This is a genomic window from Methylobacterium sp. Leaf100 (genome assembly GCF_001422845.1).
Taxonomy (GTDB): domain Bacteria; phylum Pseudomonadota; class Alphaproteobacteria; order Rhizobiales; family Beijerinckiaceae; genus Methylobacterium.
In genome coordinates, this window is the sequence record NZ_LMMW01000032.1 from 1 (window position 1) to 13,378 (window position 13,378).

Annotated in this window: 12 protein-coding genes, 1 tRNA gene and 1 pseudogene; 5 read left to right on the top strand and 9 right to left on the bottom strand. The window is 65.9% G+C overall.

The genetic code is table 11. The annotated features are described in order from the left end of the window. Positions 1–289: 289 nt before the first annotated feature. Genes ASF25_RS14650 through cyoA form a run of 5 tightly spaced genes read right to left on the bottom strand, consistent with a single transcriptional unit; the run spans position 290 to position 5,443 of the window. Complete coding sequence (locus ASF25_RS14650; RefSeq protein ID WP_056305480.1) at positions 290–985, bottom strand: SURF1 family protein; 696 nt, start codon at positions 983–985, stop codon at positions 290–292. A gap of 58 nt (positions 986–1,043) precedes the next feature. Next, complete coding sequence (cyoD, locus tag ASF25_RS14655; protein WP_082479024.1) at positions 1,044–1,496, bottom strand: cytochrome o ubiquinol oxidase subunit IV; 453 nt, start codon at positions 1,494–1,496, stop codon at positions 1,044–1,046. Next, positions 1,497–2,144: a cytochrome o ubiquinol oxidase subunit III gene (cyoC, locus tag ASF25_RS14660; RefSeq protein ID WP_056171054.1), complete on the bottom strand. Its 648-nt coding sequence runs from the start codon at positions 2,142–2,144 to the stop codon at positions 1,497–1,499. A 5-nt stretch (positions 2,145–2,149) separates the two neighbouring features. Continuing rightward, on the bottom strand, positions 2,150–4,153 hold the full coding sequence (gene cyoB / locus ASF25_RS14665) for a cytochrome o ubiquinol oxidase subunit I (RefSeq protein ID WP_056171056.1): 2,004 nt from the start codon (positions 4,151–4,153) through the stop codon (positions 2,150–2,152). Between the two features lie 54 nt (positions 4,154–4,207). Further along, complete coding sequence (cyoA, locus tag ASF25_RS14670; protein ID WP_082483766.1) at positions 4,208–5,443, bottom strand: ubiquinol oxidase subunit II; 1,236 nt, start codon at positions 5,441–5,443, stop codon at positions 4,208–4,210. A gap of 405 nt (positions 5,444–5,848) precedes the next feature. Here cyoA and ASF25_RS14675 point away from each other — a divergent pair, with 405 nt between their 5' ends. After that, positions 5,849–7,183 (top strand): MFS transporter, encoded by a 1,335-nt coding sequence (locus ASF25_RS14675; protein WP_056171060.1) that lies wholly within the window; start codon positions 5,849–5,851, stop codon positions 7,181–7,183. A gap of 65 nt (positions 7,184–7,248) precedes the next feature. Here ASF25_RS14675 and yacG read toward each other — a convergent pair whose 3' ends face one another. Further along, on the bottom strand, positions 7,249–7,458 hold the full coding sequence (gene yacG, locus ASF25_RS14680) for a DNA gyrase inhibitor YacG (RefSeq protein WP_056171063.1): 210 nt from the start codon (positions 7,456–7,458) through the stop codon (positions 7,249–7,251). Then, positions 7,455–8,123, bottom strand: a complete 669-nt coding sequence (locus ASF25_RS14685; RefSeq protein WP_056171066.1) for a Maf-like protein — start codon at positions 8,121–8,123, stop codon at positions 7,455–7,457. Before ASF25_RS14685 ends, yacG begins: the two co-directional genes overlap by 4 nt. Before the next feature lie 220 nt (positions 8,124–8,343). On the opposite strand from ASF25_RS14685, the gene ASF25_RS14690 reads away from it, so the two are divergent. From ASF25_RS14690 to ASF25_RS22050, 3 genes are all read left to right on the top strand, one after another. Beyond that, positions 8,344–8,417 (top strand) — tRNA-Gly (locus ASF25_RS14690). A 720-nt stretch (positions 8,418–9,137) separates the two neighbouring features. Then, entirely contained in the window at positions 9,138–9,308 is a 171-nt protein-coding gene (locus ASF25_RS22820; protein ID WP_156368999.1) for a hypothetical protein, read from the top strand. Between the two features lie 93 nt (positions 9,309–9,401). After that, on the top strand, positions 9,402–9,944 hold the full coding sequence (locus ASF25_RS22050) for a YadA-like family protein (RefSeq protein ID WP_156369000.1): 543 nt from the start codon (positions 9,402–9,404) through the stop codon (positions 9,942–9,944). Between the two features lie 15 nt (positions 9,945–9,959). Here the strand turns inward: ASF25_RS22050 and ASF25_RS14700 are convergent. Both ASF25_RS14700 and ASF25_RS14705 read right to left on the bottom strand, forming a co-directional pair. Further along, positions 9,960–11,159: pseudogene (locus tag ASF25_RS14700) on the bottom strand (Y-family DNA polymerase); the annotation flags it as partial. Positions 11,160–11,646: 487 nt separating this feature from the next. Beyond that, on the bottom strand, positions 11,647–12,990 hold the full coding sequence (locus ASF25_RS14705) for a hypothetical protein (protein ID WP_056305478.1): 1,344 nt from the start codon (positions 12,988–12,990) through the stop codon (positions 11,647–11,649). 199 nt (positions 12,991–13,189) lie between these two features. On the opposite strand from ASF25_RS14705, the gene ASF25_RS22055 reads away from it, so the two are divergent. Further along, positions 13,190–13,378: transposase (locus ASF25_RS22055; RefSeq protein WP_082502758.1), on the top strand; the 189-nt coding region annotated here is incomplete at its 3' end.

Here is a 13,378-nt window from a genome sequence, read left to right on the forward strand (position 1 = left end):
GATGACCAGCGCCGCCGCCAAGACCAAAGTCCCGCTGGCCGCCGCCGATGAACAGGCTTCTACGGCCCCACAGCCCAACCGTCAACGGCCAAATGACGGATTTGCGAAAAAACTTGCATCCGGCTCGGCAGAAGCCGCTCAAGGCCCGCCTGTGCCACGCAAACGGGATTTCCCGCGAGATGTGCCATTCGAACCGGGGAGTCGTGCCCCTCCCCTCCCCCGCCGTGCCCTGCCTCGGGGCCGTCCCCAGCCGGTTCGGTCGAGCGGAGCCCCCTACCCTCTCGCGGGATCAGGCGGACCGGGCGCCTGCGCGGCGCCTTGCATCGGGAAGCACGTAGGCGGCGGCGCCCAGCACCATGGCGGCGAGGGCGAACCAGGTCAGGGCGTAGACGAGGTGGTTGTCCGGGAACGCCACGACCGTCAGGCCCCCCTGCGGTAGGCCTCCGGGATTGGGTGTCGCATCGGCATCGACGAAATACGGCGCCACCCGCGACAATCCGCGATCGGCGGCGATGGCGGCGACATCGCGCGAGTACCAGCGCCCGGCCGCCGGATCGTTGTCGCGCAGGAAGGCGCCGCCGGGCTCCGACAGACGCAGCAGGCCGGTGACCCGCACGGGACCGGCGACCTGGCCCGCCGCGCGGGTGGAGGGGTCGCGGCGTTCCCTCGGTACGAAGCCGCGATTGATCAGGATCGTCCCCCCCTCCGCCATCAGGGGGGTCAGCACCCAGAACCCGGCCCCGGCCTCGGTCACGGCCTGGACCAGGGTCTCGCGGTCATGGGCGAACAGGCCCGAAGCGAACACGCGGGTGTAGGGCTCGCAGGCCGGGGCACAGTCGGTGGGGGCCGGCACCGGCGCCGCCTGCAGGCGCGCGTCGACCCGGGCGACGAGGTCGTGCTTCCAGGCCCGGCGCTGGAGCTGCCAGGTTCCGAGGCCGGCGAGGCCCGCGGCGACGAAGCAGGCGAGGAGCCCGAACAGCCACAGGCCCGCGCGCGGGCGGGCCTGTGGGGCGGGGGCGGTCACGGGCGGCCCGCGCCGACGATCAATGCTGGTGCTGATGCGGTGCCGGCGCCGCGACCCCCGGTTCGGTCGGCACCGATTGGGGGGCCGGCATGTGCATGCCGTGGTCGGCCGGCATCATGTTGGTGTCGAGGTGGTACATCACCCACACGGAGCCCACGAGGGTGATTAGCACCAGGGTCAGGGTGAAGATCAGGGCGAGGATGGTCCACCCACCCTCGGACTTCGTGTTCATGTGCAGGAAGTAGACCATGTGGACCACGATCTGCACCACGGCAAAGCCCATGACGACGATGCCGGTGAGCCTCGGATTGCCGAGGACGTCGCTCATCACCAGCCAGAACGGGATCGCGGTGAGCACGACCGAGGCCAGGAAGCCGGTCATGTAGTCCCGGAACGTGCCGTGGCCGCCGGGCTCCTCGTGGACGTCGCGCCCACTGCCCCGCGTGTGCAGGTCCTCCGATGCGACACTCATCTAGAGGACTCCCATGAGGTAGACGAAGGTGAACACGCCGATCCAGACCACGTCGAGGAAGTGCCAGAACATCGACAGGCACATCAGCCGGCGCTTGTTCTCGTCCCCGAGCCCGCGCATCTGGACCTGGATCATGAGGATCACGAGCCAGACGATGCCGAGGCTGACGTGCAGGCCGTGGGTGCCGACCAGGGTGAAGAACGCCGACAGGAACGCGCTGCGCTGGGGCGTCGCCCCCTCGTGGATGAGGTGGTGGAACTCGTAGAGTTCGAGGCCGATGAAGCACAGGCCGAACAGGCCGGTGACGCCGAGCCACAGCAGCATGCGGCCCTGTTTCTCCTTCTCCATCTCCAGCATGGCGAAGCCGTAGGTGATGGAGGAGAACAGCAGCATCGAGGTGTTGAGCGCCACGAGCTTGAGGTCGAACAGGTCCTTCGGCGAAGGACCGGCCGCGTAGTTGCGCCCGAGCACGGCGTAGACGGCGAACAGGGCCGCGAAGATGAGGCAATCGCTCATCAGGTAGAGCCAGAAGCCCAGCATCGTTCCCCCTTCGGGATGATGCTTGCCCTGCGCGTCGTGGAAGACCGGGGTGTCCCCCGGTCCCTTGAAATCGTCGGCGGTGAAGGCCGCCGTGGAATGCGCCGCCATGGTTCTCAGACCCGTTCCGCCAGGAGTGCTGTGCGCGCATTCTCCGTCCGCACGACCTCGTCGACGGGAATGTAGAAGTCGCGGGCGTAGTTGAAGGTGTGGCCGATGGTGACCACCGCCAGCGCCACGAAGCTGAGCGCCGCCAGCCACCAGATGTACCAGATCATCGCGAACGAGAAGACGATGCTGAGCATCCCGAGGATGATGCCGGCCGCAGTGCTGCGCGGCATGTGGATCTTGTTGAAGCCGCTCACCGGCCGGACGTAGCCGCGCTTCTTCATGTCCCACCACGCGTCATGGTCGTGGACCACGGGCGTGAAGGCGAAGTTGTAGTCCGGCGGCGGCGAGGAGGTCGCCCATTCGAGGGTACGGCCGTTCCACGGATCGCCGGTCAGGTCGCGCAGTTCCTCGCGCCTCAGGAAACTCACCACCAGGGTGACGATGAACGAGGCGATGCCGAGCAGGATGAGGAACGCCCCGAAGGCCGCGATGACGAACCAGATCTGGAGCGACGGGTCGTCGAAGTGCTGCACCCGGCGCGTCACGCCCATGAGCCCGAGGATGTAGAGCGGCATGAAGGCGAACCAGAAGCCCGTGAGCCAGAACCAGAACGAGGTCTTGCCCCAGAACGGATCGAGCTTGTAGCCGAAGGCCTTCGGGAACCAGTAGGTGATGCCCGCGAGCATGCCGAACAGCACGCCGCCGATGATGACGTTGTGGAAGTGCGCGACGAGGAACAGCGAGTTGTGCAGCACGAAGTCGGCCGGGGGCACGGCGAGGAGCACGCCGGTCATGCCGCCGACGGTGAAGGTCACCATGAAGCCGACGGTCCAGAGCATCGGCACGTCGAAGTCGATGCGGCCCCTGTACATGGTGAACAGCCAGTTGAAGATCTTGGCCCCCGTCGGGATCGAGATGATCATCGTCGTGATGCCGAAGAAGGAGTTCACGCTGGCGCCCGACCCCATGGTGAAGAAGTGGTGCAGCCACACGAGGTAGGACAGGATCGTGATCACCACCGTGGCGTAGACCATCGAGGCGTAGCCGAAGAGGCGCTTGCGCGAGAACGTCGCGACGATCTCGGAGAATACGCCGAAGGCCGGCAGGATGAGGATGTAGACCTCCGGGTGACCCCAGATCCACACGAGGTTCACGTACATCATCGGGTTGCCGCCGAGATCGTTCGAGAAGAAGTGCGTGCCCACGTAGCGATCGAGGGACAGCATCGACAGAACGGCGGTGAGGACCGGGAAGGCGGCCACGATGAGGATGTTGGTGCAGAGGGACGTCCAGGTGAAGATCGGCATCCGCATCATGCTCATGCCGGGGGCCCGCATCTTCACGATGGTGGCGATGAGGTTGATGCCCGAGAGCAGCGTCCCGATCCCGGCGATCTGCAGCGCCCAGATATAATAGTCGACGCCGACCCCGGGGCTCATGGCCGGTCCCGACAGGGGCGGATAGGCGAGCCAGCCCGTGCGGGCGAATTCGCCGACGAACAGCGAGGCCATCACCGTGAGGGCGCCGCTGACGGTCATCCAGAAGCTGAAGTTGTTGAGGAACGGGAAGGCCACGTCGCGGGCGCCGATCTGCAGGGGCACGACGTAGTTCATCAGGCCCGTCACCAGGGGCATCGCCACGAAGAAGATCATGATCACGCCGTGGGCCGTGAAGATCTGGTCGTAGTGGTGCGGCGGCAGGTAGCCCTCGTTGGCGCCGAAGGCCATGGCCTGCTGGGCCCGCATCATCAGGGCGTCGGCAAAGCCGCGCAGGAGCATGACCAGGGCCAGCACGATGTACATGATGCCGATCTTCTTGTGATCGACGCTCGTGAACCAGTCGCGCCACAGGGGCCCCCAGAGGCGGAAATAGGTGAGGCCGCCGAGGACCACGAGGCCGCCGAGGCCGACCATCGCGAAGGTGACGAGGAGGATCGGCTCATGCAGCGGAACGGCGTCGAGGGTCAGCCGCCCGAACAGGAGCTTCTGAAGATCCGGATTGGAGAACATGGGCCTGTCTCGTGAGAGGAGTGCCGAATGGGGCCGCGGGCGGAGGCGTCCGCGTTATTTGTTGAGCTGACCGGGGGCGACGGGATCGGTGCCGCCGGGTCCGTCGCTCTTCGTTCCGTCACCCTTGGATCCGTCCCCGGCCGGAGCGGCATCCCCCGCGCCGGTGGCGTGACCGGAATGATCGTGGCCGGAATGGTCCGATCCCGAATGCGGCTTCACCTCGGGCGCCGTGGATTTCGGCTTCATGCCCTGCGGCTGCTCGGGGCTGTGCGACGACCGCCCCGAACCGCCGACGGTGGCGGCGTTGCCCTCGTCGCCGCGCTCGGCGTAGCGATTGTCGTATTCCAGGCGCGCCCGGTTGGCGTGGCTGTCCTTGCCGGCACCGCCCTTGGCGTCGATGGCCATCATCTCGTGCATGCACATCTTGCCGGGCACGGCACACATGTTGAGCACCCGCCCGTAGAGGCCGGGATCGACGGAGGAGTAGAACGTCACCGGCTCGCGCTCGCTCGGCCGCTCGAGTTCGAGGTAGGCGTCGCGGCTGAGCGGCTTGTCGGCCGCCTTCGCCTTGGCGACCCAGGCGTCGAAGCCGGCCTGATCGAGGCCGACGAAGCGGAAGTTCATGCGGGAGAAGCCCGAGCCGCTGTAGTTCGCCGACATGCCCTCGAAGGTGCCGGGCTTGTTGATCACGGCGTGCAGCTTCGTCTCCATGCCGGGCATGGCGTAGATCTGCCCGGCCAGCGCGGGGATGAAGAACGAGTTCATCACCGTGGCGGCCGTGATCTTGAACGTGATGGGCACATCGACGGGGGCGGCGATCTCGTTGACGGTGGCGATGCCCTGATCTGGGTAGAAGAACAGCCACTTCCAATCGAGTGCGACGACCTCGACCACCAGGGGCTTCACGTCCTTCGGCAGGGGCCGCGACGCGTCCAGGCGGCTCAGCGGCCGGTAGGGATCGAGGGTGTGGGTGCTGATCCAGGTGAGCGCGCCGAGCGCGATGACGATCACCAGGGGCGCCGACCAGATCAGCACCTCGAGGTGGGTCGAGTGGTGCCAATCGGGATCGTAGGTCGCCGCCTTGTTCGACGCGCGGTAGCGCCAGGCGAAGAACAGGGTCGCGGCGATCACCGGAATGATGATCAGCAGCATCAGCCCCGTGGAGGCGAGGATGAGGTCGCGCTGCCGCATGGCGATGTCGCCCGACGGCTGCATCAGCACCATGTTGCAGCCCGACAGCAGGCCGAACACGGGCAGGAGGAGGAGCGGTCTCAGAATTCTGACGGTCATGGGATCGGCTGACGCGGACTCGATGATGCCGCCCGTGCCGTGCCGCGGATCGGCGTCACGTCGAACGTGGCGCCTAGTGCGATGCAACAGACCGGCCTGACAAGGGGAAAGGTATGCTCTCAGGTAGGCACTGGGAGCATAGCCAAACCCTTTCCCCCGAGGCAATGTCCCTTACCGCCTCAGGGACATTCTCCCGCCCCGGTGGCATCGTGTCCCCGTCCCGGCCGCGGCGCCGCGGCTGCGACAGGGCAGCGCCGTTTCCGGGCCGGAGCGGCTTTCGCTTTGACGGGTGGTGGCGGCAGGCCCTAATCAGGACCGAGACTAGGTCAGGATCGAGACGAAGGGGCCGCGCCCAGGCGGACGCATCGCCCCCCATCCTTCAAGCCAGCGAGCAGACGTTTCCCGATGAGCGCAGATTACGCAGTGCCGTCCTCGTCGGAGGCGGAGCGCCACGCCCACGAGGCCCTCTCGGACCATACGGTCGCCCCGGGCGAGATCGCCATCGGCGTGGTGATCGGCCGCGCCGCCGAATATTTCGACTTCTTCGTCTACGGCATCGCCTCGGTGCTCATCTTCCCGAAGGTGTTCTTCCCCTTCGCGACGCCGCTCGCCGGCACGCTGTATTCCTTCGCGCTGTTCGCCCTCGCCTTCGTCGCCCGGCCCATCGGCTCGGCGATCTTCACGGAGATCGACCGGCGGCACGGGCGCGGGGTGAAGCTCACCATCGCGCTGTTCCTGCTCGGCGGCTCCACGGCGGCCATCGCCTTCCTGCCGAACTACGCGACGCTGGGCGCCACCACGATCTGGCTGCTCGCGGCCTTCCGGTTCGGCCAGGGCCTGGCGCTCGGCGGCGCCTGGGACGGCCTCGCCTCGCTGCTCGCCCTCAACGCCCCCGAGGGAAAGCGCGGCTGGTACGCGATGATGCCGCAGCTCGGCGCGCCCATCGGCTTCATGCTGGCCTCGGCCCTGTTCGCGTTCTTCCTCGCCAACCTGTCGGAAGCCGACTTCCTCGATTTCGGCTGGCGCTACCCGTTCTTCGTCGCCTTCACCATCAACGTGGTGGCTTTGTTCGCCCGCCTGCGCCTCGTGGCGACGGAGGAATTCGTCCGCCTCATCGAGATGCGCGAACTAGAGCCGACGCCGGTGCTCGAGACCGTGCGGGTGCATGGCCGCGACATCCTCGTCGGCGCCTTCGTGCCCCTGGCGAGCTTCGCGCTGTTCCACCTCGTGACGGTGTTCCCGATCTCGTGGATCAACCTGTTCACCCAGCGCTCGGTGGGCGAGTTCCTCATGGTGCAGTTCGCCGGGGCGGTCGTCGGTGCCGGCGCCATCGTGATCTCGGGCATCGTCGCCGACCAGATCGGACGCCGGACCCTGGTGGCCATCGCGGCCGGCCTGATCCTGCTGTTCGCCCTCGGCAGCATCGTGGCCCCACTGCTCGTCGGCGACAGCGAGGTCGGCCAGACCATCTACGTGCTGGTGGGCTTCGGTCTGCTCGGTCTCTCGTACGGCCAGACCTCGGGCTCGGTCACGAGCAACCTCGGCACCCGCTACCGCTACACCGGCGCGGCGCTCACCTCGGATCTGGCTTGGCTCATCGGCGCCGGTTTCGCGCCGCTGGTCGCCCTCAGCCTGTCGAGCGAGTTCGGTCTCGCCTGGGTCGGCGTCTACTTGCTGTCCGGTGCCGTCGCGACCCTCGCGGCCCTCGGCTACAACCGGCGCACCACCGCGACGGCCTGAGCGACTCGCCGTTCCACGGATGCGTGGAACGGCGCATCGTGCCGTCGGTGGAACGGCGCGCCGCCCTACTCGGAACGATCGCGCCCGGCTTGCGGCGCGGCATCCTCGTCCTCGTCCTCGGCGGTGGGGATCGCATAACGATCCGTCAGCCAGCGGCCGAGGTCGACGTCGGCGCAGCGGGTCGAGCAAAACGGACGGAACTCCGGCTTGGCCGGCTTGCGGCAGATCGGGCACGCCTCTTCGGGCGCCGTCGGCCAGGGAATCGGTCCGGTCACAGGCTGCTCCCCGGTGCTTGTCCCCACGCTCCCCGAACGGGAAAACCCTCGCCTTCCAAGAGACTTAGGGTCTCGTAGAGCGGCAGGCCGATCACCGCGCTGTGCGAGCCGACGAGCTTGACCACGAAGGCGCCGGCCAGCCCCTGGATGGCGTAGCCGCCGGCCTTGCCGCGCCATTCCTCCGAGGCGACGTAGGCCTCGATCTCGCGACTCGACAGCCGCTTGAACCGCACCCGAGTCTCGACCACGCGTTCGCGCCGGGTGCCCTTCGGCGACAGGAGGCATACCGCCGTGTAGACCCGGTGCTGGCGCCCCGAGAGCAGGCGCAGGCAATCGGCGGCCTCGTCCGCCACCTCGGCCTTCGGCAGGACGCGGCGCCCCACCGCCACCACGGTATCGGCAGCAATCACAAAGGCTTGGCGCATGTCGTCACGCCGCCGTGCCGCGTCGCCCGCGACGTCGAGCTTGTCGCGCGCCAGGCGCCGGGCGAGCTCGCGCGGGGTCTCGGACTTGCGCGGCGTCTCGTCGACATCCGCCGGCAGGAGCGCGTCGGGCTCGATCCCGGCCTGCTGCAACAGGGCGAGCCGCCGCGGCGAAGCGGAGGCGAGGACGAGGCGGGCGCCGCCCGATGGCGCGGGTGACCCTGAGGCATCTGCTGTCGTCACGTGCGAACCGTCATGCGAAAAAAGTGATCCAGCCAAAGGACTTACGGGAACCCCCGCCGGCCCGGAGCGACACCGCCCGGCAAGCCGCGCGACGCTATCGGAATCCGGCCCGAATGGGAACGCACGCAGCCCCCATCAAGGCCGTGGACAACGCGACCGTGTCTGGTATGGTCCCTCCCGCGGCCCCAAACGCCGCACCGCAGGCCCCAGGCCGCGGCTCGCGGGCGTAGTTCAGTGGTAGAACGTCAGCTTCCCAAGCTGAATATGCGGGTTCGATTCCCGCCGCCCGCTCCAATACTTTCAGGCACTTAGCCCCAACGGGGCGGCTCCTCTCACACAGTCGTCTCACATAGCGACGCCTTTCGGCGCATAGCGCGAGCTGCTTGCTCCTATTCGACGCCAGCGGATAGCTGCTCCTCGGACTGAGGAGGCGGCCCTGCGAGTTTTCTGGATCATCACGGCTGCGGCGCTTGCGCTGGCCGGCGGCTCGTATGCTGCCGGTCCTAGCTCCGGCTACCTGCTGGGCGTTGAATTCGGCTGCATCGACGCAGGGTGGCGACGCGACCAGGGTAAGCCCTGTGATCGCTTCGAGTGGCGCCGGACGATCCGCTATCGCGTCGACATTTCAAACAACTGCGTGGTTGTTCTTCCGGAGACCGGATGGCTATCCGCCGAACTCGGGACCCTGGCAGATTGCAGCGTCTATGATCGCGACACGTGGCGGTGCAGGGACCGCGGATCGGTTCAGAACGTAGCCGATGGCTTGTACATCCGCTCCTCGAGCGGCACCTTGCTGAACGGCTACGAGGAATACGGGTCGACGCGTCTGCGCGACGGCGTTCGCTTCTTCGTTGGGGCGCCTCCCCCGGACCCCACTGCCTGGAGGTAGGGGCGAGAGGACCACACCATTCTTGCTCAAAGCGTGCGCCGTCGGCAGTTCGCTAACCCGCGCGTTACAGACGTCTGCGGCTAATATCGGCGGAGCGCTGCCCGCCCCTGCCCTAAGTCGCCGACATGGCCAACGTACCCCCGACCACCGGCGAACTCTTCAAAGCGAAGGCCGTGACCGAAGCGGACATCGTGGCCGCGGTGGACGCCTTCATGGCCGATCCGAACACGACAGCGTTCCTGTTCGGCGAGGGGTATCGCCTCGACATCGCCGAGGCCGTGCGCGCCCACGAGTGAGCGTTTGCTGATCTTGCCGACGATGTGCTTTTTGCACCCTCGTATATTTTCTAGGAATCATATTCCTTGGCGGCTCCAAAATAGGAGGCGTGCGTGCGTATCTGTGTTGCCCTAGCGCTCAGCGCATTACCGTTCCCCGCAATGGCTCAGGGTCTTACCTTCGCGGATCCAGTGGCAATTTTCGGCCCGTCACCGATCGGATACCCCTTCACCGTTCCTGGTGGCACGCCAGTTTCCTCAATCCAGTCGTATGTCGCGGTGCTTCCGACGGGCACTGGGCAATTTAACGGCTACATTTCAACCAATGATCTGATCGCCGCTTCATCTGGGGCCTCGAATGTGACAGGGCAGGTGAACGCGAATTCTGCGGCCCTGGTCGCTATCGCCAATCGCTTAGACCGGTTCGCGGATCGGTTCCGTGAGGGTATTGCCCTGGCTGGCGCCATCAACGTCCTGCCGCCCAATCCCGGAGACCGCTTCGCCGTGTCGTTCGGTGGTGCAGGATATGACGGCACCGGGGCCGGCTCCGTGGCGATCTCTGCGCGCATCAACGAGAGCACGCTGGCCTATATCGGCTACGCGCGCGGCCCCACGCAGAACCTCGTGAAGGGTGGCGTCGGCTTCTCATTTCGCTAAGCATCAGACCAACCCTCACGCGTGCGCCGTCGGCAACTCTGTCACCTGCGTCGTGTACCGGGGCGAGCGCATCTCGAACTTCGTCGACCACGTCCGCTTCTCGGTAAGCCCTGCGCGCGCCGGCACCACAGATCCTCTGCCGAAGCGGCTATTGCACGCGTCCATCGCCGCCATAAGCGGGCCACTGCGCTCCCGGTCGAGTCGGCCGATGAGCGCCCGCGGGCTGTGGTGGAGCGGCGTGAGGTCGGTGGTGATGACGCCAGCCTTGCTGTAGCGCCACGGTCGGTCGCCCGGCGCCTCGCGCCAGGTCCTGGCGACGCCGAGCCGCGCGGCCTGGATCAGCACGAGCGAATCGTTCGTCGCCTCGGGCAGCGTCACGGTCGTGGAAACCGAGCGCATCGGGTCGCCCCGGTCGTGGGTCGAGGTATGGTAGAAGATCGTGAGCTGGTCGGTACCCAGCCCCTCGCGCCGGAGCTTTTCGCCGAGACGCGTCGCGTGTGCTGCTACCGCCTGTTCCAGCGTGCCCCGGTCCTCGACCCGACGGGAGAACGAGCGCGTGACGGCGCAGCCCTTGCGCTGGGCCGGCACCAGTTCGAGTGGCAAACACGACAGGCCGCGTAGCTCGTAGATGATGCGCTCGCCCACCACCGTCATGGCTTTCCGCACCGGCCGGGGATCGAGGTCGCGCAGATCCGCCACCGTGTCGACGCCCATGGCCTCGATCTTTGCCGCTGAGGCGCGCCCGATCCCCCACACCTCGGCCGCCGCGATCCGGCAGAGCCAGTGGTCGTAGGCCACGGGGTCGGTCAGGTCGCACACGCCGTCGAGGTCGGGCTGCGTCTTGGCGATGTGGTTGGCGAGCTTCGCCAGGGTCTTCGTTGCGCCGATGCCGACGCAGGTCGGGATGCCGGTCCAGGCCCGCACCGTCGCGCGAAGGTCCCGCGCCAGCTCGACGCGCAGGTCCGGATGCACGTCCGACAGGTCGAGGAAGGATTCGTCGATCGAGTAGATCTCCACCCGCGGGGAGAAGTCCCGGTAGACCGCGTTCGTGCGCGAGCTCATGTCGCCGTAGAGGGTGTAGTTCGACGAGAACACCCGTACCCCGTCGCGCCGGCACTGCTCGCGGATCTTGAAGAACGGATCGCCCACCTTGATCCCGAGCGCCTTGGCCTCGGCTGTGCGGGCTATCGCACATCCATCATTATTGCTCAGCACGGATCGGCGGAACGGGCCGGTGCTGGCGCGGATGCCGGCCGGCCCATGATCCGGTCCACGAGGAGCCGATTGAGCGCCGGGTCGGCGGCGGTTCGGGCGTTCGGTTCCATCAACCCGCGTCCTCATTGAGATATCGGGAAAGGCTCCGACGTAGCCGGAAAAACCCGTCGTGGACGATGTCGTAGCTGCCGGCGGCAAGGCGGCGGAGTTCGTAGGTCATCGCGGTTCGCCCCTACCGACCGAAAAATGCCACGTCGCCGTCAGCGACGGGGAACGCGCACAGCCCATGGTAGCCGTACCCCTTGGGCCGAGGGACGAGCGGCCCACGGGCTGGCAGGACGGCCAAACCACGCGCCGGGTCGACGGCCAGACCACGCACCGGGTCGACGGGCGGAATGAAGATCGACCCCTCGGCCGGAAGGTCTACGACCGATTTCGAAGGCTCGAGGATAATTCCGGAACATAGATGATCAATCACTTTTCCACCCTACATGCTCAAGTCAAGATTATATCCAAGATTTCCTTGGACGCCGAGGCCACTGACATAGACAGCCAGCGTAACGTTCGCCGCGTCGGCGGCGATGAAAATTGCAGATGCCCCCTCGAACGATGCACCGCCCGATCCGGACGGCGGTCCTTGGCAAGTCACATGGCATTTGTTGATGTTCGGTGTGCCGGCCAGCCCATGGGGGATGAGGACGAAGCCCTTGACGCTTCCCGGGGCGGTGCCGGCAGCGAAGCTGTTCGTCGGGCCCACAAACGCGAACTTGCGAGCGAGCTTATAGCCCGATGTCTCGTAGCTCATGACGAACTTCGAGCGATCCGTCATGACGAAAGCTGGCGGGCTGTTTGAGAAGTTGCACCGCCCCAAGAAGAAGGGACCGCCGTTTGCTCTGTCGTAACGCTGAACGGACGCGCCGCAGCTTTCGAAATCCGAGCCGATGGTCACATTCTGCGTTCCATCACACAGGATTCCGACCTCGGTCATGCTCTGAAAATGACTACCCGTGAAGTCGATGCCCGATGCATTCGGACCGAAGAAAGCGCCGTACTTACCGCTGTCGAAGCGGTCCATGAACCGGACGCCCTTGATGACCGCTGCAGGGCCGTTGCGGTAGCTATCGTCATTGTGGATCACGCCGCCCACGTTCGGCGCGTCCGTGCTGTCGTACCAGTTGGAGACCGCGCGCAGGTCGATGATGCCGGGGCCAGTTGGACGCAGCAGCATGACGATACCACCGGCGATGCAGAACGAGTTGGCGTTAAGGTGCACGAGAAGTGCGCACTCGATCACGACGCTGTATGTATGGGTTTGGACGGTATTGAAGCCGACGTGGATGCCCTCCGGCTTCGTTGCGATGTTGTAGGCATTGGCGGCGCGTCCGACACGACTGCCGATATAGAGGAACGGGCCGCTGGCACCTCGCGCACCGCCCGCATAATTCTGATCGACATGGTTCTCAATGCAGTGGTTCGGGTCGGCGGGCGACTTGTCGAACGCAATGCAGAAACTATCCGGGTTGTTGCGAAAATTATTGAAGGCGTTGAGGTAGTAATAACTCAACGCACCGCTGGTGTGGATGATATCCGACGCCTGGCCTCCGTTATTGGAGGCCTCGAAATAGTTGTGGTGGACGTGCCACGACGCCTCGTTATTCTGCTTGAAGCACCGGCCGAACGCGCCCGTGTGAAAGAACGCCAGGCCCCGGATCGTCCCGTTGCCGCCCGTGGCGTTGAACGTGTCGGTGCTGGCCGTGGTCCGGACCTTGACCCGACGGCTCAAGCCGTGACCGCCGACGTTGATGACGGTCGAGGCCGGCAGGTTCACCATCGTGTTGATGAGGTAGTCGCCCTCCGAGGGTGGCCTGCCCCCTGAAAAGTGGTCCTCCCTGATGTATGGCCTTGGGTCATTTGGAGGATGTTTTTATGGGACGGAAGAATCATACGGCTGAAGAGATCGTCGCNTGGCCTGCCCCCTGAAAAGTGGTCCTCCCTGATGTATGGCCTTGGGTCATTTGGAGGATGTTTTTATGGGACGGAAGAATCATACGGCTGAAGAGATCGTCGCYAAGCTGCGGCAGGTAGATGTCCTGGTCTCGCAGGGTCGCAAAGTTGCTGAAGCAATCCGTTCGATCGAGGTGACCGAGGTCACTTATTACCGTTGGCGTTCCGAGTACGGCGGTCTGAAGGGTGATCAGGTCAAGCGGCTGAAGTCCTTG

Excerpts from the sequence above, each read along its gene's own strand:
- cyoD (WP_082479024.1), bottom strand. The coding sequence starts at position 1,496 with ATGAGTGTCGCATCGGAGGACCTGCACACGCGGGGCAGTGGGCGCGAC.
- cyoC (WP_056171054.1), bottom strand. The coding sequence starts at position 2,144 with ATGGCGGCGCATTCCACGGCGGCCTTCACCGCCGACGATTTCAAGGGA.
- cyoB (WP_056171056.1), bottom strand. The coding sequence starts at position 4,153 with ATGTTCTCCAATCCGGATCTTCAGAAGCTCCTGTTCGGGCGGCTGACC.
- cyoA (WP_082483766.1), bottom strand. The coding sequence starts at position 5,443 with ATGACCGTCAGAATTCTGAGACCGCTCCTCCTCCTGCCCGTGTTCGGC.
- ASF25_RS14675 (WP_056171060.1), top strand. The coding sequence starts at position 5,849 with ATGAGCGCAGATTACGCAGTGCCGTCCTCGTCGGAGGCGGAGCGCCAC.
- ASF25_RS22820 (WP_156368999.1), top strand. The coding sequence starts at position 9,138 with ATGGCCAACGTACCCCCGACCACCGGCGAACTCTTCAAAGCGAAGGCC.
- ASF25_RS14705 (WP_056305478.1), bottom strand. The coding sequence starts at position 12,990 with ATGGTGAACCTGCCGGCCTCGACCGTCATCAACGTCGGCGGTCACGGC.